Here is a 21,700-nt window from a genome sequence, read left to right as displayed (position 1 = left end):
CCCGGGGAGCGATGCACTATTGCCCCCGTCGCCTTGCGGACGATCGATGCACGCACCCGGTCGGGCCGCACATCACCGCAAGCCTTGACGCACAGACCCCGGGCGTCAGGACCACACGCTTTTGCCGTCCGCGGACGTCCCTCCCCGGACATCCGGAAGCTCGCGCGTGCTCGCCTCCGAAGCCGAAAAGAACCGCTGTGACAGCGCCGGGTCGTTCGCGCAGATCGCGATGGCTCACAGGGGTCGCCCGCCCTGCCACCTCGTCACGCGCCGGCGCTGCCGCGTCCATCGCATCCCGGCTCACGTATCGTGACGATCGCGAAACGCCCTTTTTAGCGGGCCGGAATGTCTGCGGTTTACCCGAATCTATGAATTCGGTCAATCAGAATATTTGGCAACACAGTCCTTGACCTGTCTGTGGCGTGTTTTGCCTGCCGGGCAACGCGAGGGATGGTGGGCGGAAGGTGCTTGAGCGCAACGGCCTCGCCGGATGGGGCGACGACGCACGGATCATCAGACCGGCCCCCTCGGCCTGCGGATAGCCGCTAAGTGTTGCGCATCGCGCCTGGACTCGCCAGCTCCGGCGGACGGTTCAATAGGTCTCGGTGACGCTCTCCCCATCCTACGAGTTCTGACGCGCACGGCGGTCGGCCATGTACTGACAACCGAAGGAGCACAACTTTATTTTTGCTTTCGTGGATCATCCTCGGCGTTCAAATAGTCGATGCCGGTCGGTCCGATCCCGGTGATCTCGAAGATCACCTCTTCATCCCTGGTTTCCGCAAACTGCCACACCTTTGGCGGCACGTGCGAAAACGTACCGGGAGGAAAGCTCAGGAGTTTCGATGCATCGACCTTGTCGCCGAGCGCAGAATAGTATGTTCCCGAAATGATAACGCGAACGCGTTCGTCAGGGTGTGAGTGCACAGGCATCTTGGAGTTCGCCGGTACTTTGAGTCGAACAGTATACAGGCCAGGCTTGCCCGGATTGCCGTGGAGCACCACCGATTGCGTCCCTCTGGGCATCGAAGCCAGCGGGCTCCACTTCAAGGCGGTCGCCGTCACGCGGTTGTATTCAAGTGAACTATCTTCCGCCAAGGTCGCACAAAATCCACTCGCCGCAAGGACGGCCAAAAAAGCGATCCCAAACTTGAAAAAGGACATCTCGCGCTCCGCTGAAAATATCCGGCGCGGCTACTCTACTCCAAGTGGTCTTTCTCTGCCATGGGTCGTAGCCACGCATAGGAAAGGTACAGCCCTTGCGAAACCCATCATGCTTCGTCATCGCTGACGGTGATGGGTTTCGCTCTCTATCCTTCCTACGAACTGACAGTGTGCTTATCGTCTTCGCGTCAAATCATGCTCGCCATGCCGAGCGCGCGAAGGAGGTCGTTCTGGATCGGCGCGACGGCCTCGTTCAGCCGCTCGACACCGAAATCCATGCCTTCGGGCATCACGACCGTCCGCAGAGGCCGCCGTTCCGTGGCCTCGACCAGCTGCGCGATTGCATTCGCGACGCGCTGGGGCTGTGGCGGATTCTGCGGATCATTTCCATCGTTGGAGTGCTGCTTGATCTGACCCGGGATCGCCGCAACACCGCCATAGGTTTTCAGCACGTCCTGGTCGGACGGTTCGGGGCTGGATGGAAGAAGGTTGCTCGGGAACGGGCCCGGCTCGACGATGACCGAATCGACGCCGAAGCTCGAAAGCTCGTAGCGGTAGGCTTCCGCGAGGGCTTCGAGCGCGAACTTGCTGGCGGAATAGACACCGAAGAACGGGAAGACCACCCGACCCATGAGCGACGTGACATGGATGAGGACCCCGCTGCCGGCGGCCCGCATGTGCGGCAGAACGGCGCGATCGGTGCGAACGGCGCCGAAGAAGTTCACGGCGAACTGCGCTTCGATTTCCTTGACCGTATAGGCTTCCGTGACGCCGACGGGCATCATTCCCGCGTTGTTGACCAGGGCATCGACCCTGCCGTGCTGCCGGATGACATCCGCGATCGCGGCGTTGACGGATCGTTCGTCGGCGACGTCCATCTCGAGGACCTGGAGCGCATGCCCTTCAGCCTTTGCCGCCTCGACAAGCTCATCGCGAACACGGCTATTTCTTCCTGCGACATCGCGCATGGCAGCAACCACCGTGTGGCCCCGCTTTGCGAGTTCCAAGGCGGTGAGTTTTCCGAAACCACTGCTTGCACCCGTCACAACCACAACTTTTCCGCTCATTTCAGCTCTTTCTTTGAAATCCAAGGAACGACGGAACTTGTAGACAGACCTGTATGTCTTTGCAATCCCAAACTTGACAGAATAGTCTGTCCAGCGACGCAAACGGCTCGGTTAAGGATGATCGATGGGCACGCTGCTTGATTTCGTGGACGTGGATATTCAACCGCTCGATGCGCTCGCCCCGCGCGAGCGCATTTTGAAGACGGCGTCAGACCTGTTTTACCGGTTCAGCATCAACTCTGTCGGCATCGACCGGATCATCGCCGAAAGCGGCGTAGCCAAGATGACGTTCTACAAGCACTTTCCCTCGAAGGCCGACCTCATCGCCACCTACCTGCGCTATAAGAGCGCCGTCTGGTTTCAGATGCTTTCGACCTCCACGGAGCGAGCCGGTCTCACGCCAGTGGAGCGCGTTCTCGCTGTTTTCGACGCACTCGAACAACCGCTCCTTTCGCCTTCGTTCCGCGGCTGTCCGTTCGCGAAAGGCATGGCCGAATTCGGCCCGGAGGCAAACTCGCCGGGCGTAGAGGCGACCATCGCAGCGTATTTTACAAAGTTGCACGACTTCGTTGCGTCACTCATTGAGCCGTTGTCATTGAGCAAACCCGAAAGGGCCGTGATCCAGATCCTGTCGCTGTTCGAAGGCTCGCTCGTGATCGCACAGTCAACGCGTGATCCCGCCATCGTCGGGGCTAACCGCGAGGCAGCCAGAGTGTTGCTGGAACAAGGGATCGCATCGTCGTCTTAATCTGGAGCCCTTGCGAAACTCTTCCTTCTTCGTCATCGGCAAGCGGACTGATGAGTTTCGCTTCGCCTACCCATCCAGCGGGCTATAGACTGTTTCTCTGCCCAAGAAAATTGTCCCACTCCTCCCTGAGGATTGTGCGTTAGTTGGTGATCAAGCTCCCGGATGTGCTTCGCGGTACGTATTAGCGCGGTCACCAACTCCGATCTCGGGACAATAGTGACGCTTACGAGTGGTGATGGTGCCGCCAGCCATAATGATGGCCTCGACCTCTGCCCCAACCGTAATGATGACCACGGCCACCGTGATGACCCCAGCCGTGGCCACCACCATGTCCGTGGCCGCCCTTGACCTCGATAGTGGCAGTCTGAGACGCGCCCAGTGCGTCCGGCTTGGCAACGGGCATCGCCGAAGCAGAAGGTGTGGGTGTTAAAGCAACGGCCCCCGCCACAAAGCCGACCAAGCAAAGCCACTTCATGCAATCGCCTCTCGATAAGAATGAGCCAAGGGCCAGCCAGCCGCGGCACATTGCGGCCGCGTTCGCTCTCGTTCTTCAACAATGAAGCCGGGAAAAGTTGCAATGAAATCTGACGCATTGCCGAGGGGCGGGATAGCTATGCCGGTTGAAAGCAGTCTCGGTCCACTTCGAACCAGCGCGTCGGATGGGTTGAGCCCTTGCGAAACCCATCATGCTTCATCATCGGCGGACGGATTGATGGGGTTTCGCTGGCGTTCTATCCATCCTACAAGCGGAGCAAGCCCCTCGTCCTTCGAGACGACCGCTTCGCGGTCTCCTCAGGATGAGGCTGAGCTGCGTCGGGACTCGTTGCAGGTGCAGCCAAGTGTTCGGCCCTCATCCTGAGGGCCCGCCGAGGGCGGGCGTCTCGAGGATGTGCCACGAGGACGCTGCTTCAAAACGCGTCCGCGCCTTAAGCCGGCACGATCACCTTGCCGATCGGCCAGAGCGCGATGCCCGCGAGCTTGAGATGGGCCCAAGCGAAGGGGATACCGATGATGGTAATCGCGAGGGCCAGGGCGGTAAGGAGATGGCCGAGCGCCAGCCACCAGCCGGCCAGCACGAACCAGATGATGTTGCCGATGACCCCGAGCGGGCCGGTGCCGATATCGCTCATGCCGGTGACCTCATAGCGGCTGACGGCCCGCGAGCCGAACGGCATCAGCGTGTAGACCGCGATGTTGAACGCCGCCCGCGCCCAAGGCAGGCCGATGATCGTGACCGCCATGATGACCGCGGCGACCAGCCAGCCGAGCGACATCCAGGCGCCGCCGATGAGAATCCAGAGCAGGTTTAGCAGGATGGAAACGGGAGCCATGGGATATCCGAAGGTCGATGATCCCGTTGGTATAGCACGATGAGCGAGGTTGCGGTCCATGAAGCCGCTCACGAATTCGCGGTCTCGTGTACTACGCACCGTCAGATCTTCCGCCCCGCCTGCTCCCAATAGGGATCGCGCAGGCGGCGCTTGAAGATCTTGCCGGAATCTTCGCGCGGCAGCCCGGCGCGGATCTCGATGTGCTTTGGGACCTTGTAGTCGGCGAGCGACGCCTTCAGCCGCGTGCGAATATCGCCGGCGTCGAGCGCGATGCCCGCCTGCGGCTCGACCACCGCCATCAGCGCTTCGCCGAACTCGGCATCAGGAATGCCGAACACCGCGCAATCATGCACGCCGGGGACGGCGTGCAGCACGGATTCGATCTCGGCCGGGTAGATGTTGACGCCCCCCGAGATCACCATGTCGCGCTTGCGGTCGCAGATGAAGACGTAGCCCTCTTCGTCGATGTAGCCGACGTCGCCGGAGGTGATGAAGCCGTCGCGATCGATCTCGGCGCGCTTCTCCGGCTTGTTGTGGTAGGTGAAATCAGCCATCCCGGCCATGCGCGAGTAGATCTCGCCGATCTCGCCCACGCCCAGCAGGCTTCCGTCCTCGCCTATGAAGCGCAGCTCGGCGCCGGGCGATATTTTGCCGACAGTGCCGGGTTTCCTCAGCGCATCCTCGGAGGTTGCGAAGGTGACGGCGCTGGATTCGGTCGAGCCGTAGAATTCGTAGATCACCGGCCCCCACCATTCGATCATGGCGCGCTTGACGTCCGCCGGACAGGGTGCTGCGGCATGGATGATATGGCGGAGCGAGGAGACGTCGTATTTGTTGCGCACCTCCTCCGGCAGCTTCATCAGGCGGATGAACATGGTCGGCACCATGAAGATGGTGTCGATCCTGTACCGCTCGATCAACTGCAAAAACTCCTCCGGCTCGAAGCGCGGCATCAGCACCAGCGCACCGCCAAGCTTGCCGGCGCGGATGCCGAACGAGTTCGGCGCGGAATGATAGAGCGGGCCCGGCAGGATCGTGCGGGCGCCGGGCTTCAGCCCGTAGATCATCGCGCGCATGCGCTCGCCGGCGGCCGCCTGCTCCGGCGTCGGCGCATTGCGCCGCACGCCCTTGGGGTGGCCGGTCGTGCCCGAGGTGTAGATCATGTTCATGGGCTGCGGCACGATCGGACCGTCATAGGGCTGGAATGCCGCGAGCCATGACTCGAAATCGATCGCGAAGTCCGGCGTCTTCAGATGCTCGGGATCGATCTTGTAGCTGGACAGGATCTCCGGCGGCGTCGGCACGCTGAGCACGGTGACGGCTTTCGGGATCGCATCGCGCAAGGCATGCAGCATGTCGGCATGCCCGATCAGCACGGAGGTGCCGGTATCCTCAAGGATGTAGTCGATCTCATCCGGCTTGAAGTGCCAGTTGATCGGCACGCCGTAGGCGCCCAGCCGCATGGCGGCGTAGGCGGCTTCCAGAAAGGCGATGTCGTTGCGCATCAGCATGCAGACGCAAGCGCCCTGCCTGACGCCGATTTGGCTGAGACCGCTCGCGATGCGATCGGCACGATCAGCGACCTCGGCATGGGAGCGGCTGCGCTCGCCGGAGACGATGCCGAGGAAATTTGAGGTTTCGCTCATTTGTTTTTCTTTGTTGTTTAGCGACGATGTCCGCTAGTCGTCATCACCGGGCTTGTCCCGGTGATCCACGTTCTGCTTCGTCGCCTTGCCAAAGAACGTGGATGGCCGGGACGAGCCCGGCCATGACGGAGAAAGTCGCTAATCCGCAAACCTCGGCGCGCGCTTCTCCAGATTCGCGCGCACCGCTTCGGTCTGGTTCGCACTGCCGATCAGCTTCTGCTGCTCGACGGACTCGGCGAGCAGCGCGGGGCCCGGATCGACCGAGAGATTGTTGAGCAGGCGTTTGGCGGCGCGGATCGCATCGGGGCTCTTGCCCGCGATCTCGCGCGCGACTTCGAGGGCGCTCGCGCGCGGGTCGTCGCAGATGCGCGTGGCGAGACCGTAAGCCATCGCCTCCTGCGCGGAGAAGATCCGGCCGGTGTAGGTGAGATCGCGCAAGATGTCGTCGCGCACGAGCGAAGCCAGGATCGGTGTGCCCGCCATGTCGGGCACCAGGCCCCATTTGATTTCCATCACCGACATCCGCGCATCGGGGGTGAGGAAGCGCATGTCGGCGCCGAGTGCGAGCTGGAATCCGCCGCCAAAGGCGACGCCCTGGATCGCTGCGATCACCGGCACGGGAAGCTGTCGCCAACCCCACACCGCCTGTTGCGCAAAATTCGCCTGGCCGTGCGTACGCTTGGTGAGATCGCGATTTTCGCCACCCGGAATTCCGTTGCCGCCCTTCTCCTTCATGGCGGCAAAACGCCCCATGTCGAGACCGGCGCAGAAGGCACGGCCTTCTCCGGACAGCACCACGACGCGCACGCCTTTGTCCTTTGAAAGCCGATCCGTTGCGGCAACAAGCGCCTCGAACATGGCCTGATCCAGCGCATTCATCTTGTCCGCGCGCACCAGGCGCACGTCGGCGACGCCTTCCGAGATCGAGATCGAGACGCGCTCTTCCATGGATGAATTCTCCCCTGGTTCCCTGCTGTTCTTGTTCGGTGCCGCTTTACAGAAAGACGGCGGCCGGATTTAGTCAATCGACCAATTAACTGACAATCCCTGCGGAGGAAACAGCCATGTTCAAGGAAAACCTTCTGGCCGGCCGCAACATCCTCGTGACCGGCGGTGGCACCGGGCTCGGCAAGTCGATGGCGGCGCGCTTTCTCCAGCTCGGCGCAGAGGTGCACATCTGCGGCCGGCGCAAGATCGTCTGCGACGAGACCGCGACCGAGCTGATGGCCGAGTATGGCGGCCGCGTGAGCAGCCACGGCGTCGACATCCGCAACGCGCTCGCGGTCGAGGAGATGATCGAGACCATCTTTCGCGACGCCCCCCTCACCGATCTCATCAACAACGCCGCCGGCAATTTCATCTCGCGCAGCGAAGAACTGTCGCCTCGCGGCTTCGACGCGGTCGCCAACATCGTCATGCACGGCACGTTCTACGTGACGCAGGCGGTCGGCAAGCGCTGGATCGCCTTGAAGCAGCCCGGCAATGTCGTCTCGATCACCACGACCTGGGTGCGCAACGGCTCGCCTTACGTGGTGCCGTCGGCGATGAGCAAGTCCGCGATCCATGCCATGACGATGTCGCTCGCGGCCGAATGGGGCCGCTACGGCATCCGGCTGAACACGATCGCGCCGGGCGAGATCCCGACGGAAGGCATGAGCAAGCGCATCAAGCCCGGCGACGAAGCCGGCGCGCGCACCAAGGCGATGAACCCGATGGGCCGCGTCGGCACCATGGAGGAACTGCAGAACGTCGCGGTGTTCCTGATTTCCGGCGGTTGCGACTGGATCAGCGGCGAGACCATCGCCATGGACGGCGCGCAGGCACTCGCGATGGGCGGCAATTTCTACCAGCTCCGCGACTGGAGCGACGACGATTGGAAAACCGCGCGAGAGAGCATCATGGCGCAGAATGAGAAGGATCGGGCGAAGCGGGGGTAGTTGTTGTCGTCCCGGCGAAGGCCGGGACCCATAACCACCGAATCTTGTTTGGCGAAGATTGGCCATGGCCAGTCTTCGCCAAATTGCGTTTTGTGGCTATGGGTCCTGGCTTTCGCCAGGACGACGGCGTGGAGGCGTCAGCGCGACCCCCTCCCGTCTTGTCATCGCCCGCGGATGACGCCACACTCCGCACCATAAAAACAAGACGTCACGGGAGAGACATGTCCACCACACAGCCATTGGCTAATCTCGCCGACATGGTGCGCGAGCGCGCGACGAGCCGCGGCGACGCCATCGCCTTCGAGTTCGAGGGGCGCGCCACCAGCTTTGCCGAATTCGACGTCAAGACGAATAAAGTGGCCAACGCGCTGATCGCGATGGGTGTGAACAAGGGCGAGCGCATCGCCTATCTCGGCAAGAACAGCGACATCTATTTCGAGCTGCTGATGGGCGCGACGAAGGCCGGCGTGGTGATGGCGCCGGTGAACTGGCGGCTCGCCGGCCCCGAGGTCGCCTTCATCGTAAGGGATTGCAAAGCGCCGGTGCTGTTCGTGGGACCTGAGTTCATCACCCAGGTCCGCCAGATCAAGGACCAATTGCCGGGCGTGCGCAGCGTCATCACCACCGAAGGCGGCGCAGCGGAATGGCAGGATTTTACAGTCTGGCGCGATGCACAGAGCGGCGACGATCCCAAGGTGCCGATCGCGACGCGGGACATCGCGATTCAGCTCTATACGTCGGGTACGACAGGCAAGCCGAAGGGCGCGATGCTGTCGCATGCGAACTTCCTCAACCTGGTGCAAACCGGCAATGCCGAGGACAAGCCCGAGTGGAATCGGTGGTCGACCGATGACGTGTCGCTGGTGGCGATGCCGATCTTCCATATCGGCGGCTCCGGCTGGGGCGTGATGGGGCTCTACCACGGCGCCCGCGGCGTGATCGCGCGCGAGTTCGATCCAACCAAAGTGCTGGATTTCTTCGAACAGTCCGGCATCACAAAACTGTTCATGGTGCCGGCCGCGATGCAGTTTGTGGTGCGGCAGCCACGCGCGAAAACGGTCGATTTCTCCCGGTTGAAATACATGCTGTACGGCGCCTCGCCGATCCCGGCGGCGCTGCTGAAGGAATGCATCGAGATCTTCAAATGCGGCTTCGTGCAGATGTACGGCATGACCGAGACGACCGGCACCATCGTCGCGCTGCCGCCGGAGGATCATATCGAGGGGCTGGAGCGGATGCGCTCGGCCGGCAAGGCGCTGCCGGGCGTCGAGATCGCGATCCTCGATGTCGACGGCAAGCCGCTGCCGCCGCGCGAGGTCGGCGAGATCGCGACGCGCTCAGGCTCCAACATGGCTGGCTATTGGAATTTGCCCGAGGCGACCGCCGCGACGCTCCGTGGCGACGGTTGGCTGCGCACCGGTGACGCCGGCTACATGGACGAGGACGGCTATCTCTACATCCACGACCGCATCAAGGACATGATCATCTCCGGCGGCGAGAACATCTACCCGGCCGAGGTCGAGAGCGCGCTGTGCGATCATCCCGACGTCGCGGAAGCTGCCGTGATCGGCATACCCGACGACAAATGGGGCGAGGCGGTGAAAGCCGTCGTGGTGATGAAGCCGGGCAAGCAGGCGACCGCCACCGACATCATCAACTTCACCCGCGAGCGCATCGCCGGGTTCAAGACGCCGAAGAGCGTGGAGTTCCTGCCGGCGCTGCCGCGCAATCCGTCAGGCAAGATCTTGCGGCGGCAGTTGAGGGAGCCGTATTGGGCGGGGAAGGATAGAAGGGTGAATTAGGCCCGCCTGCCTCCACATCGTCGTCCCGGCGAAGGCCGGGACCCATAACCACCGAACGCAGTTTGGCGAGGGCTGACAATTACCAGTTCACCCAAACCCCTCCCTGGGGTTATGGGTCCCGGCCTTTGCCGGGACGACGTGGAGAGATAGTTCGCAACAATCCCCTAATGCTTCCCGGGCCCCATATGGCCGAACAAAAATCCCGCCACCTTGCGGATCTGGATCTCCTCGCTGCCCTCGGTGATGCGGTAGCGGCGGTGATGGCGGTAGATGTGCTCGAACGGCTTGTGTCGTGAGTAGCCCATGCCGCCGTGGACCTGCATGGCGCGGTCGGCGGATTCGCAGCAGAGGCGGTTTGCCCAGTAGTTGCACATCGAGACGCGGTCGGAGAGCGTGCGCTCGATCTGCTCCTCGGTGAGCTTGTCCATTTCCCAGGCGGTCTTGCGGATCAGCAGGCGCAGCATCTCGGCCTGTGTCGCCAGCTCGACCAGCGGGAACTGGATCGCCTGGTTCTCGGCCAACGCCTTGCCGAACGGTTTGCGCTCGCGCGCATATTTCACGCTCTCGTTGATACAATAGACAGCCGCGCCCAGCGAGCTCGCCGCCTGCCGGATGCGGTTCTGATGGACAAAACACTGCGCCAGCGACAGGCCGCGGCCGACCTCGCCGAACAGCGCGTCCTCCGGCACGAACACGTCCGTGAAACTGACGCGCGGATGATCAGTCGGCATGTTGAAGGTCCACATGTACTCTTCGATCTTCACGCCGAGGCTCTTGGCAGGCACCAGGAAGCAGGTGATGCCGCGCGCATCGCCGTCATTCCCTGACGTCCGCGCGAACAGCGCACAGTGCGTGGCGACGTGCATGCCGGTCGTCCACATCTTCTCGCCGTTGATGATCCAGCCTTTCACGTTGTCGCGGGTCGCGGGCACTGCGCGCGTTTCCATGTGGGTGGCGTCGGAGCCATGATTTGGCTCGGTCAGGCCGAAGGTGATGCGGTACTTGCCCTTGATCGAACCGTCGATCATCGCCTTCTGGTCGTCGCGTCCATAGCGATCGAGCATGGTGGCGACGGGGAAGTTGCCGACGATGGAATGCTCGTTCTGGAGGTCGTTGTGCAGGCCGAGCCCCTTGGCGGCAAAGTGCTCGCGGATCACGGCCATCCAGAGGTTGGAGCCGTCCTTGCCGCCATATTGCTTCGGCACCGGAAACCGCAAATGACCGGCGGCGTCCGCGAGATCCTTGGCCTTGCGCAGCAGCGCTTCCCATTCGTGGCGCGGCAGGCCGCCGTTCTCGAAATCGGTACGCGCCCATTCGCGGCGGTGATCGAAGAAGCGGATATTGTCGTCGGCCGCTTCCAGCGGCTTGATCTCGCGTTCGATGAAACGGTCGAGCTCTGCGAGATAGGCGACGAGATCGGCAGGCAGTGAGAAATCCACGGCTCTCTCCCGGGTGTTTTTTTCGTTTTGCGTTAAGGCGCTGGGCGCAGCTTTGCTTCGCACGATTAAGGTGAGAAGAGCGCCGCCAAGTCAAGCAATGCGAGGCGTGTGAGACGCGCAAGGCGCGCCCGCGCAATTCGATGGTGCTGAAACGCGCCCGCGCGCTAGTATAGCCGCAATATTCCTTCACGAGAAAAAGCGGGAGCGACCATGGAGCTGAAGTTCTCAAAGGTGGAACGCAAGGGGCCGACTACGATCGTCACGCTGTCGCGGCCCGAGGTCTACAACGCGCTGCACACCGATGCGCATTTCGAGCTGCAAAAGGTGTTCGACGATTTCTCCGCCGATCCCGAGCAGTGGGTCGCGATCGTCACCGGCGCCGGCGACAAGGCGTTCTGCGCCGGCAACGATCTGAAGTGGCAGGCGGCCGGCGGCAAGCGCGGCTGGGACAAGGGCGGCTTTGCCGGCCTCACCGCGCGCTTCGACTGCGACAAGCCGATCATCGCCGCGGTCAATGGCGTTGCCATGGGCGGCGGCTTCGAGATCGCGCTGGCCTGCGACCTCATCATTGCCGCGGAGAACGCGACCTTCGCCTTGCCCGAGCCGCGCGTTGGCCTCGCCGCACTCGCCGGCGGCCTGCACCGGCTGCCGCGGCAGATCGGCTTGAAGCGCGCCATGGGCATGATCCTCACCGCGCGCCATGTCAGCGCCAAAGAGGGACTCGAGCTCGGCTTTGTCAACGAGGTGGTGCCGCAGGGCGAGGCGCTCACGGCCGCGCTGCGCTGGGCCGAGATGATCACCAAGAATTCGCCGATGTCGATCCGCGCTTCGAAGCAGGCGATCCAGAAAGGCCTCGGCGTGTCGCTGGAGCAGGCGATCGAGGAGCAGCGCGAGTATCCGGCCGTGAAGGCGATGGTGGCCTCACAGGACTACATCGAAGGCCCGAAGGCGTTTGCGGAGAAGCGGCCGCCGAAATGGGTGGGGAAGTAAACTGTTTCCGTCATGGCCGGGCTTGTCCCGGCCATCCACGCCTCACCGCACGGCACGAAGAACGTGGATGCCCGGGACGAGCCCGGGCATGACGATGCGGAGAGAGTAGCGCGCCTGCTTCGTCGCTACGCTCATCGCAATGACGAGGAGAGGTCTACCCACCTCGCGACAACTCCCGTTTGTACGACGCATAATTCGGCTGGTCGACTGCAAGCTTGTCCATCGTGGTCGCCCACAGATGCTCGGCAAGGCCGGGCGTCGCCAGATCGGCCTCGCCCTTGGCGATGCGCTCGGCGAGTGCGCGGTTGAGATCGGTCACCGAGCCGTCCATGCCGAGCAGAGCACGCAGCCGCTCCATCTCCGCACCGTTGCTCCCCTCTTCCTGCGTCAACTGCCGCGTCACGAGGTCGAGGATGTTGATGGCCACGCGCAGCTTGAAGGCCTGGTGGCCGGAGATCAGCGGCGCGATGTCGTTGCGGAGGAAATCGGAGACCGATTTGGTCAGCTCGATCGGGGTCGGCTCGTCCTGCATGGTCAACTCCCCCGCGGCGCCAGCAGCCGCAACAGATCGATCTCGGTCTCGGAAGCGCGACGACCGATCATGGCGCGTTCCATCGAATGGTCCGGGCCTTCGCGAAATCGCTGCATCATGCCGCCGCACATGATACCCCAGCGTAGCGTGCCCATCACTTCCCAGAATTTGACACGCGATGGATCGACCTTGCGCCCTGCCGCCTCATAGCCGGCGAACAGCTCCTCACGCGAGCCAAACCCGCCGACGGGCTTGTCGATCTCGCCAAAGCGCCAGGAGTTGACGCAGACCCAGCCGAGATCCTCCATGGGGTCGCCGAGATGAGCGAGCTCCCAGTCGAGCACCGCGCGCACGCCGTCGGCGCCGATGATGAGATTGCCGTTGCGGAAATCGCCATGCACCAGCGTGGTCTCGGCCGAAGGACCCGGGTCGTGGTCGCGCAGCCAGCGCAGCGCCAGCTCGAACACGGGTTTTGGCCAGTCCAGGCTGCGATAGTCGCGTTCGAACTCAGAAATCTCCTCCGTCGCGGACCGGCTGCGCAGCTCGGGCAATTTGTCCCGCGGCAGCCCGTGCAGCTTCGCGAGCACGCCGCCGATCTGCCGTGCGAGATGCGGCCGCGCCGCGGCGAACTCGTCGTCGCGCAGGATCTTGCGTGCGATGGTCTCGCCCTCAACCCGCTGCATGATGAAGCCAGTGCCGAGATCGTCGCCTGGCGTGAGCACATGCATCACGCGCGGCGACGGCACGTCGGCCTCATAGGCAAGTTGCATCAGCTGCGCTTCCGCACCGAGTCCTGCCGCGCGCGTCGGCGCAGCGCCATACCCCTTCGGCGAGCGGCGCAGGATCGCACCGATCGGCCCATCGGGATGCGCGATATCGAAGCGCCAGGTCTCCTGGCTGGCCCCGCCGGACAGCTTGGCCGCGCCGGTCACGCCGGTCGCCCCCCCGCACCAGCGCGCAACACTGCGGGAAAGCTCCGCCTCGATCATTTGCCCTTGAACTGCGCCGGGCGCTTCTCCAGGAAGGCGCCGACGCCTTCGCGGAAATCATCCGTGTCGCCGGCGCGGAGCTGGCACTGGAATTCGAGATTGAGCTGATCCTCGAAGGAATTCTCCGGGCTGTCCCAATAGAGCTTGCGGATCAGCGACAGCGCGACCGTCGGGCCGCTGGCGAGGTCGTGCGCGAGCTTCATCGCCTCCTCCATCAGCACGCCGTCATCGTAGACGCGGTTGACGAGGCCCCATTCCAGCGCCTTCTCGGCAGGGAGCCGCTCGCCCATCAGCGACAATTCGATCGAACGTGCCTTGCCGATCAGCCGCGGCAAGAGCCAGGTCGAGCCGCAATCCGGCACCAGGCCGATGCGGCGGAAGGCTTGCAGGAAATAGGACGAGCGCGCGCACAGGATCATGTCGCCGAGCAGCGCGAAGCTCATGCCGGCGCCGGCCGCCGGGCCGTTGACCGCGGTCACGATCGGGCAATGCAGATTGCGAATGCGACGCAGGAAGGGATGGAAGCCGGTCTCGAGCGTCAGGCCGGCCTTGGTCTTCTTCGACTGGTTGTTGCGGCCCTGGAGATTCGCCCCAGTGCAGAACGCCCGCCCCGCGCCCGTCAGCACGACGCAGCGCACCCCGTCCTTCTTTTCCTCGATCGCGTCGAGCGCTTCCGCGAGCCCGCCCAGCATGTCCACGGAGACCGCGTTCATCACCTCCTGATGGTCGAGCTTGAGGATCGCGACCGAACCATCGAGATCGAGCGTGACGTGTTTGAACTGCATGGTTTCCTCGTGAGTTGCGGCCTGCACCAGTTTCGCAGACCGGAATTGCTTTTGCCGGGGCGCATATTTGATTTTTGGCGCGGTCTTGTCCATGGTGATCGGAGCATAGCAAGCAATCTTGCGCGCAGCGGCTGATGCGCGACCCAAGCAAAAACAGGAAACGCGCCATGAATCTTTTCGACCTTTCAGGCCGGGTCGCCGTGATCACCGGCGGCAATGGCGGCATCGGGCTAGGCATCGCGCAGGCGCTCGCCGGCCAGGGCTGCAACGTCTCGATCTGGGGCCGGAATGCTGACAAGAACAAGGCCGCTGCCGCGAGCCTGGCGGGGCTATCCGGCAAGGTCGACGCGCGGGTCTGCGACGTCACCGACCCGGCCTCGGTCAATGCCGCGATGAAGGCCACACTCGAAACATTCGGCCGCGTCGACGGCTGCTTCGCCAATGCCGGAATCGGCGGCGGCGGCCGGCGCTCCTTCATCGAACGCACCGAGGAAGAATGGCGCACGATGTTTGCGACCAATCTCGACGGCGTGTTCCACGCGTTCCAGGCGGCCGCAAAACACATGACCGCGCGCGCCGAGACTGGCGATCCCTTCGGCCGGCTGGTGGCGACTTCGAGCCTCGCCTCGATCTTCGGTACCGCCCGCAACGAGCACTACGCGGCGACCAAGGCCGCGATCAACGCGCTGGTCCGCGCGCTCGGCGTCGAGCTGGCGCGCCACGGCGTCACCGCGAACGCGATCCTGCCCGGCTGGATCAAGAGCGACATGACCTCGGGCCTGATGGCCAACGAGAAGTTCGTGGCCAACGTGATGCCGCGTATTCCGGTGCGCCGCTTCGGCGAGCCCAGCGATTTCGGCGGCATCGCGGTGTATCTGATGAGCAAGGCCTCGTCGTATCACACCGCGGATACGTTCGTGATCGACGGCGGCTATACGGCGTTTTGAGTCTCGTAGCCCGGATGGAGCGCAGCGCAATCCGGGACCGCCAAAAAGGCAAACAAGACCCGGATTTCGCTTCGCTCCATCCGGGCTACAAGATGAGGGAACGGCAAAATGTTTTCACACGTGATGATCGGCACCAACGACCTCGACAAGGCCAAGGCCTTCTATGACAATTTGCTGACCACGCTCGAGGTGCGGCCGGCGCGCGTCGACGGCCATCGCATCTTCTACATCACCAAGACCGGCGTGTTCTCGGTGACGAAGCCGATCAACGGTGAGGCGGCAACGCCAGCGAATGGCGGCACCATCGGCTTTGCCGCCAACTCGCCTGAGCAGGTCAATGCATGGCATACGGCCGGCATCGCCGCCGGCGGCGTTCCTTGCGAAGATCCTCCCGGCATCCGCCAAGGCCCCGGCGTCAACCTCTATATTGCGTATTTGCGTGACCTCGACGGCAACAAGATCTGCGCGATGCACCGGATGGCGAACTGAGCCAGCCGCAACCACCGCTGTCATGCCCCGGCTCGACCGGGGCATCCAGTACGCCGCGGCCTCTCCATGAATCACCGACGCCTCGGAGTACTGGATCGCCCGATCAAGTCGGGCGATGACAGCGAGAATGCAGCCCCATTCAAACAACATTTCAAACGCCCTCGCGAAATTCCATCACGTGGCATGGCTCGCGTTGGAAAAATGCGCGCTCGCACTTTGGCGACGCTGCGACTATTCTCACGTCCAACACGATCTCAGCGCCCCCCGGGAGGAACAATGACAAAACACACCTATATTCCCCGCACCACCAACTACACCCTCAATCCCGGCGACGAGCTCAACGACCTCCGGATGTCGGACCAGGTCCGGCCGCTCTATGATCACGTCAGGAAATTCATCCGCGACACCGTCGAGCCGATGTCGATCGAGTTCGCCAAGGCCGGCGAAGGCAAGCAAGACCGCTGGAGCTTCACGCCGAAGCAGCTCGAGGTGCTGGAGAAGGCCAAGAACAAGGCAAAGCAGGAAGGCCTCTGGAACTTCTTCCTGCCCGACGACGAGACCGGCCAGGGCCTGAAGAATCTCGACTACGCCTATATCGCATCCGAACTCGGCAAGAGTCCGCTCGCCTCGGAGAGCATGAACTGCTCGGCGCCTGATACCGGCAACATGGAAGTGCTGGAGCGCGTCGGCACCAAGGAGCAGAAGGAGAAGTGGCTGAAGCCGCTGATGAACGGCGAGATTCGCTCGGCCTATGTCATGACCGAGCCGAACGTCGCCTCTTCCGACGCCAAGAACATCTCGACGAGCGCAAAGCTCGTCGGCGACGAATGGGTCATCAACGGCGAGAAGTACTACATCTCCGGTGTCGGCGATCCCCGTTGCAAGATCCTCATCGTGATGGTGAAGACCAATCCGGATGCGGCGCCGAGCAAGCAGCAGTCGCAGATCCTGGTGCCGCGCGACACGCCCGGCGTCGAGGTGCTCGGCCCCATGTACGTGTTCGGCCAGGACCACGCGCCGCGCGGCCACATGCACATGCGCTTCAACAATGTGCGCGTGCCCAAGGAGAACATTCTGCTCGGCGAAGGCCGCGGCTTCGAGATCTCGCAACTTCGGCTCGGTCCGGGCCGCATCCATCACTGCATGCGCACCATCGGCAAGGCCGAGAAGGCGCTCGATTTGATGGTGCAGCGTGGCCTCACCCGCGAAGCCTTCGGCAAGAAGATCGCCCATCTCGGCGGCAACATGCAGATCATCGCGCAGGCACGCTGCGAGATCGAGGCGATGCGGCTGATGGTGCTGAAGGCCGCCAAGGCCATGGACGTGCTCGGCAACAAGGAGGCTCGTGTCTGGGTGTCCATGGTCAAGGCCATGGTGCCGGAGCGCGCCTGCAAGATCATCGACCAGTCGATCCAGATGCACGGCGCCACCGGCATCTCGCACTGGACCCCGCTGGCCGAAATGTACCAGGACGTCCGTCATCTCCGCTTCGCGGACGGTCCGGACGAGGTGCACTGGATGGTGGTGGGACGCCACGAGCTGAGCATGGCGTGATCTTTCTTCCCCTTCTCCCCGCCTGGGGGGAGAAGGTCGGGATGAGGGGGAGTCTCCGCGGGGACGCTGTCAGTGGGACTCGCGGAGACTCCCCCTCACCCGGATTGCATCTTCGATGCAATCCGACCTCTCCCCGCAAGCGGGGCGAGGTGAAGTTGGCACCGCCCTTACGACGCGGCCACCTCGCCGATCTTGTCCTGCGTCCTGGTCTCGAAATCGCTGGCGTCGTGCCGCTCGTGGAGCTGGCTGGCGGGATCGCCGGAGACACGGTTGACCATGCGGCCACGCTTGACGGCCGGACGCTTGGCGATCTGGTCGGTCCAGCGCTGCACGTGCTTGTAGTCCTGCACGGACAGGAATTCGCCGGCGCCGTAGACCAGCCCCTTGGCGAGCGCGCCGTACCAGGGCCACACCGCCATGTCGGCGATGGTGTAGTCGCTGCCGGCGAGATATTCGTTGTCGGCGAGCCGGCGGTCGAGCACGTCGAGCTGGCGCTTGGTCTCCATCGCGAAACGGTCGATGGCATATTCGATCTTGGTCGGCGCGTAAGCGTAGAAATGGCCGAAGCCACCGCCGAGATAGGGCGCGCTGCCCATCTGCCAGAACAGCCACGACATCGCTTCAGTGCGGCTCTTGATGTCCTTCGGCAGGAAGGCGCCGAACTTTTCGGCGAGGTAGAACAGGATCGAGCCGGACTCGAAGACCCGGATCGGCTCCGGGCCGGAGCGGTCCGTCAGCGCCGGGATCTTGGAATTCGGATTGATGTCGACAAAGCCGCTGCCGAACTGGTCGCCGTTGCCGATCTTGATCAGCCAGGCGTCATACTCCGCGCCCTTGTGGCCGAGCGCCAGAAGCTCCTCCAGCATGACCGTGACCTTCACCCCGTTCGGCGTCGCCAGCGAATAGAGCTGGAAGGGATGCTTGCCGACCGGCAGCTCCTTGTCATGGGTGGGACCGGCGATGGGACGGTTGATGCTGGCGAACTGTCCGCCGTTCTCCTTGTTCCAGGTCCAGACTTTCGGCGGCACGTAGGTGGGGGCGTCGGTCATGAGAGGGCTCCGGCGAAAAGATGCGCCTGCATTAATTAGCCCACGGACGGCCGATGGCAAGCCCTGCCGGCCCTGCGTCCTGCGCGGGCCTCGCGACCGCGTCATGCATCCGACGTTGCCGAGGACGGCCATCACGAGAATCCGCTTCTGTCGAGCCAGGCGTACGGCTTCGCGCAACACGGCGTGTGCACGCAAGATGCGCTGCCAAATCCGGATTGGCATTGCGCAAGACGATGGTCTAGCGTCGATGAGCCTTCGCTCAAGATTGCAACGACAGCAACGCGAGGCCGCCGGGAGAGAACGATGAAATCGCCGATCTGCGACATGCTGGGCATCGATTTCCCGCTGCTCGCCTTTAGCCATTGCCGCGATGTCGTCGCCGCCGTCAGCCGTGCCGGCGGCTTCGGCGTGTTGGGTGCGACCGTGCACACGCCTGAGACCCTCGAACGCGAGCTGAAATGGATCGACGAGCACGTCGACGGCAAGCCCTACGGCATCGACGTGCTGATCCCCGAAAACATCTCGACTGCGGGCGAAAAGGACGTCACCTGGAAGAGCCTTGAAGCGCGCGTGCCACAGGAGCACCGCAACTACACCCGCGATCTCCTGAAGAAATACGATATCGAACTCACGACCATCGAAGTCGCTGACAACCAGCCGCAGCCGTTCGATGGCAGGACCGCGCTGGAGCTGCTGGAGGTCTCGTTCAACCACCCGATCCGGCTAATCGCCAATGCCCTGGGCGTGCCGCCGAAGGCCATGATCGAAATGGGCAGGAAGCATGGCGTGCCGGTCGCGGCGCTGGTCGGCGCCAAGGAGCACGCGCTGCGCCAGGTCGCGGCCGGCGTCGATATCCTCGTGGTCCAAGGCACCGAAGCCGGCGGCCATTGCGGCGAGGTCTCGACCATGGTGTTGGTGCCGGAGGTGATCAAGGCCATCAAGAAGGTCCGCGACGTGCCGGTGCTGGCCGCCGGCGGCATCATGACGGGACGGCAGATGGCAGCCTGCATGGCGATGGGTGCCGCGGGCGCCTGGACCGGCTCGGTGTGGCTTGCCACCGTGGAGGCCGAGACCACGGAGATTTTTCGCGAGAAGATGATCGCGGCGTCCTCGCGCGATGCGATCCGCTCGAAGGGCCGCACCGGAAAGCCGGCACGGCAGCTTCGCTCGGTCTGGACCGACGCCTGGGACCGCGCACCCGAGAGCCCCGGCGCATTGCCGATGCCGCTGCAAAGCATCGTCAGTCGCGACGCCTTCAACTCGATCGACCGGGCGGCGGCGGGCGGCAACGCGAAGGCGCGCGATCTCGTGAGTTACTTCGTCGGCCAGGGCGTCGGGCTGATCGACAGCGTGAAATCGGCCGGCGCGGTGGTGCAGGAGTTCAAGGAAGAGTTCGCCGAAGCCGTCGAGCACATGAATGCGCTGGTGGCGGAGTGATGGTGTGTGTGGCCCATCCTTCGAGGCTCGCCAAGCGCCGCAAGCGTCGCTCGGCTCGCACCTCAGGATGACGCTTCCCCCGTAGCCGTCACCCTGAGGTGGCCGCTTCTTCAGCGGCCCTCGAAGGGCGACGGCCTGCCGAAGATCTAGAAAGCGAACCACGAAGAAATGACCAATACCCCCGAAGACCGCATCCCCGTCATCGTCGGCGTCGGCGAGATCGTCGATCGCCCCAAGGAGATCACCGATGGCCTCGAGCCGCTCGACCTGCTCGAAAAGGCCTTGCTGCGCGCGGAAGCAGATGCCGGCACAAGGCTGCTCGGCGAGGTGCAATCGCTCGACGTCGTCAACTTCCTGAGCTGGCGCTATCGCGATCCGGAAAAACTGCTGGCGCAGCGGCTCGGCATCACGCCTTCGCATTGCTATTACGGGCCGGTCGGCGGCGAGAGCCCGATCCGCTATATTCACGAAGCCGCAAAGCGCATCGCGCGCGGTGAATGCAGTGTTGCCGCAGTTTGCGGCGCGGAGGCACAGTCGACGGCGACCAAGGCCGAGCGCGCCGGCGCGAAGCTGCCATGGACGCCGTTCGCGCATGATGTCGAGGAGCCGAAGCGCGGCGCGGCATTCCAGAAGCCGCTGGCCGTGAAGCTCGGCGTGTTCCGGCCGGTCACGGTGTATCCGTTCTACGAGGCGGCCTCCTCCGCGCATTGGGGGCAGACGCCGCGCGACGCGATGGCAGAGTCTGGCGTGCTGTGGTCGCGCTATTCCGAAGCCGCCGCGCAAAATCCGAATGCCTGGCTGAAGCGGCGCTATGCGCCGGAGGAAATCACGACACCGACGGCGGACAACCGCCTGATCGCCTGGCCCTACAACAAGCTCATGGTTGCCAACCCTAGCGTCAACATGGGCGGCGCGCTGCTGCTCACCAGCCTCGCCAAGGCGCGCGCGGCCGGCATTGCCGAGGACAAGCTCGTCTACCCGCTCGGCGGCGCTTCGGCGGAAGAACCGCGCGACTATCTCTTGCGCGACCAGTTTTACGAGAGCCATTCGCAGAATGCCGTCTTGAAGGCCGTGATGGATCTCGCCGGCGGCGGCGGCAAGAAATTCGATGCGATCGAGCTCTATAGCTGCTTTCCGTGCGTGCCCAAGATGGCGCGGCGGACGCTGGGGCTGGATGCAGACGTGCAGCCGACCGTGACCGGCGGCCTCACCTTCTTCGGCGCACCGCTCAACACCTACATGACGCATGCAGCCTGCGCGATGGTGCGGCGTGTGCGCGACGGCGCAAAGCTCGGCCTGCTCTACGGCCAAGGCGGCTTCGTCACCAAGCATCATGCGCTGGTGGTGTCGAAGGTGCCGCCGCGTGAGGCATTGGCACAGGAGACGAGCGTGCAGGCGGCGGCAGACAGCAACAGGCGCGCGGTGCCGGAGTTCGTCACGGATGTCTCGGGCAAAGGCAAGGTCGAGAGCTTTACGGTGCTCTACGGCCGGGCCGGCGATGTCGAGCACGGCGTGGTGATGCTGCGGACGGAAGACGACAGGCGCACGCTGGCGCGGATTCCGGCGAGCGACACGGCGACGCTGGCGCATTTGCTCGACATGAACAGGACGCCGGTGGGTTCGCTGGGCGAGATCACGGTGGCCGCCGATGGCGTGCCGGAGTGGCGGGCGGCGTAGTGGTCTCCCTCGCCCCGCTTGCGGGGAGAGGGTGGGGTGAGGGGGAGTCTCCGCAAGGACGGTGAGAGTTGGACTCGCGGAGAGTCCCCCTCACCCGATCGCTTCGCGATCGACCTC

20 protein-coding genes are annotated in these 21,700 nt (G+C 63.6%); 9 read left to right on the top strand and 11 right to left on the bottom strand.

Annotation, left to right across the window (positions count from 1 at the left end; all coding sequences use genetic code 11):
* Positions 1–681: 681 nt before the first annotated feature.
* Entirely contained in the window at positions 682–1,164 is a 483-nt protein-coding gene (locus AC0L3S_RS14750) for a cupin domain-containing protein (protein ID WP_473279550.1), read from the bottom strand.
* Between the two features lie 188 nt (positions 1,165–1,352).
* On the bottom strand, positions 1,353–2,231 hold the full coding sequence (locus AC0L3S_RS14745; protein ID WP_473279576.1) for an SDR family oxidoreductase: 879 nt from the start codon (positions 2,229–2,231) through the stop codon (positions 1,353–1,355).
* Positions 2,232–2,355: 124 nt separating this feature from the next.
* On the opposite strand from AC0L3S_RS14745, the gene AC0L3S_RS14740 reads away from it, so the two are divergent.
* The gene (locus AC0L3S_RS14740) at positions 2,356–2,979 is read left to right on the top strand and encodes a TetR/AcrR family transcriptional regulator (RefSeq protein ID WP_473279549.1); all 624 of its coding nucleotides are present in this window, start codon (positions 2,356–2,358) and stop codon (positions 2,977–2,979) included.
* 150 nt (positions 2,980–3,129) lie between these two features.
* Here the strand turns inward: AC0L3S_RS14740 and AC0L3S_RS14735 are convergent, their stop codons facing one another.
* The 4 genes from AC0L3S_RS14735 to AC0L3S_RS14720 form a co-directional block, all read right to left on the bottom strand.
* Complete coding sequence (locus AC0L3S_RS14735) at positions 3,130–3,309, bottom strand: hypothetical protein (protein WP_473279548.1); 180 nt, start codon at positions 3,307–3,309, stop codon at positions 3,130–3,132.
* A gap of 596 nt (positions 3,310–3,905) precedes the next feature.
* Positions 3,906–4,310, bottom strand: coding sequence for a YccF domain-containing protein (locus AC0L3S_RS14730; protein WP_473264068.1), 405 nt, complete (start codon positions 4,308–4,310; stop codon positions 3,906–3,908).
* Between the two features lie 101 nt (positions 4,311–4,411).
* Complete coding sequence (locus tag AC0L3S_RS14725) at positions 4,412–5,956, bottom strand: acyl-CoA synthetase (RefSeq protein WP_473279547.1); 1,545 nt, start codon at positions 5,954–5,956, stop codon at positions 4,412–4,414.
* 138 nt (positions 5,957–6,094) lie between these two features.
* Positions 6,095–6,904 carry a crotonase/enoyl-CoA hydratase family protein gene (locus AC0L3S_RS14720; RefSeq protein WP_473279546.1) on the bottom strand — a complete coding sequence of 270 codons (810 nt, stop codon included), beginning with the start codon at positions 6,902–6,904 and terminating at the stop codon, positions 6,095–6,097.
* Between the two features lie 116 nt (positions 6,905–7,020).
* Here AC0L3S_RS14720 and AC0L3S_RS14715 point away from each other — a divergent pair, with 116 nt between their 5' ends.
* Positions 7,021–7,893, top strand: coding sequence for an SDR family oxidoreductase (locus AC0L3S_RS14715; protein WP_473264071.1), 873 nt, complete (start codon positions 7,021–7,023; stop codon positions 7,891–7,893).
* Positions 7,894–8,114: 221 nt separating this feature from the next.
* The gene (locus AC0L3S_RS14710) at positions 8,115–9,695 is read left to right on the top strand and encodes a fatty acid--CoA ligase (protein WP_473279545.1); all 1,581 of its coding nucleotides are present in this window, start codon (positions 8,115–8,117) and stop codon (positions 9,693–9,695) included.
* Positions 9,696–9,859: 164 nt separating this feature from the next.
* Here AC0L3S_RS14710 and AC0L3S_RS14705 read toward each other — a convergent pair whose 3' ends face one another.
* A complete protein-coding gene (locus AC0L3S_RS14705; protein WP_473279544.1) occupies positions 9,860–11,134 on the bottom strand; it encodes an acyl-CoA dehydrogenase family protein in 1,275 nt (424 codons plus the stop codon).
* Between the two features lie 210 nt (positions 11,135–11,344).
* On the opposite strand from AC0L3S_RS14705, the gene AC0L3S_RS14700 reads away from it, so the two are divergent.
* The gene (locus tag AC0L3S_RS14700) at positions 11,345–12,124 is read left to right on the top strand and encodes an enoyl-CoA hydratase-related protein (RefSeq protein WP_473279543.1); all 780 of its coding nucleotides are present in this window, start codon (positions 11,345–11,347) and stop codon (positions 12,122–12,124) included.
* 154 nt (positions 12,125–12,278) lie between these two features.
* Here the strand turns inward: AC0L3S_RS14700 and AC0L3S_RS14695 are convergent, their stop codons facing one another.
* Genes AC0L3S_RS14695 through AC0L3S_RS14685 form a run of 3 tightly spaced genes read right to left on the bottom strand, consistent with a single transcriptional unit; the run spans position 12,279 to position 14,430 of the window.
* On the bottom strand, positions 12,279–12,656 hold the full coding sequence (locus tag AC0L3S_RS14695) for a DUF6285 domain-containing protein (RefSeq protein WP_473279542.1): 378 nt from the start codon (positions 12,654–12,656) through the stop codon (positions 12,279–12,281).
* A gap of 2 nt (positions 12,657–12,658) precedes the next feature.
* Positions 12,659–13,645, bottom strand: a complete 987-nt coding sequence (locus AC0L3S_RS14690; protein ID WP_473279541.1) for a phosphotransferase family protein — start codon at positions 13,643–13,645, stop codon at positions 12,659–12,661.
* Positions 13,642–14,430, bottom strand: coding sequence for an enoyl-CoA hydratase/isomerase (locus tag AC0L3S_RS14685; RefSeq protein WP_473279540.1), 789 nt, complete (start codon positions 14,428–14,430; stop codon positions 13,642–13,644). The genes AC0L3S_RS14690 and AC0L3S_RS14685 overlap by 4 nt, the downstream gene beginning before the upstream one ends.
* A 167-nt stretch (positions 14,431–14,597) precedes the next feature.
* Here AC0L3S_RS14685 and AC0L3S_RS14680 point away from each other — a divergent pair, with 167 nt between their 5' ends.
* The 3 genes from AC0L3S_RS14680 (at position 14,598) to AC0L3S_RS14670 (ending at position 17,420) form a co-directional block, all read left to right on the top strand.
* Positions 14,598–15,377: an SDR family NAD(P)-dependent oxidoreductase gene (locus tag AC0L3S_RS14680; RefSeq protein ID WP_473279539.1), complete on the top strand. Its 780-nt coding sequence runs from the start codon at positions 14,598–14,600 to the stop codon at positions 15,375–15,377.
* 108 nt (positions 15,378–15,485) lie between these two features.
* Positions 15,486–15,866, top strand: a complete 381-nt coding sequence (locus AC0L3S_RS14675) for a VOC family protein (protein ID WP_063993157.1) — start codon at positions 15,486–15,488, stop codon at positions 15,864–15,866.
* A gap of 276 nt (positions 15,867–16,142) precedes the next feature.
* The gene (locus AC0L3S_RS14670; RefSeq protein WP_027568951.1) at positions 16,143–17,420 is read left to right on the top strand and encodes an acyl-CoA dehydrogenase family protein; all 1,278 of its coding nucleotides are present in this window, start codon (positions 16,143–16,145) and stop codon (positions 17,418–17,420) included.
* A 167-nt stretch (positions 17,421–17,587) separates the two neighbouring features.
* Here AC0L3S_RS14670 and yghU read toward each other — a convergent pair whose 3' ends face one another.
* Positions 17,588–18,469, bottom strand: a complete 882-nt coding sequence (yghU, locus tag AC0L3S_RS14665; protein WP_473279538.1) for a glutathione-dependent disulfide-bond oxidoreductase — start codon at positions 18,467–18,469, stop codon at positions 17,588–17,590.
* A 303-nt stretch (positions 18,470–18,772) separates the two neighbouring features.
* Here yghU and AC0L3S_RS14660 point away from each other — a divergent pair, with 303 nt between their 5' ends.
* Both AC0L3S_RS14660 and AC0L3S_RS14655 read left to right on the top strand, forming a co-directional pair.
* Positions 18,773–19,906, top strand: coding sequence for a nitronate monooxygenase (locus AC0L3S_RS14660; protein ID WP_473279537.1), 1,134 nt, complete (start codon positions 18,773–18,775; stop codon positions 19,904–19,906).
* Between the two features lie 168 nt (positions 19,907–20,074).
* The gene (locus tag AC0L3S_RS14655; RefSeq protein WP_473279536.1) at positions 20,075–21,583 is read left to right on the top strand and encodes an acetyl-CoA acetyltransferase; all 1,509 of its coding nucleotides are present in this window, start codon (positions 20,075–20,077) and stop codon (positions 21,581–21,583) included.
* Positions 21,584–21,700: the final 117 nt, after the last annotated feature.

This window comes from Bradyrhizobium sp. Ken01, assembly GCF_055807355.1.
Note: the sequence above shows the minus strand (reverse complement) of the source record. Positions and strands in the feature narration are given on the sequence as shown.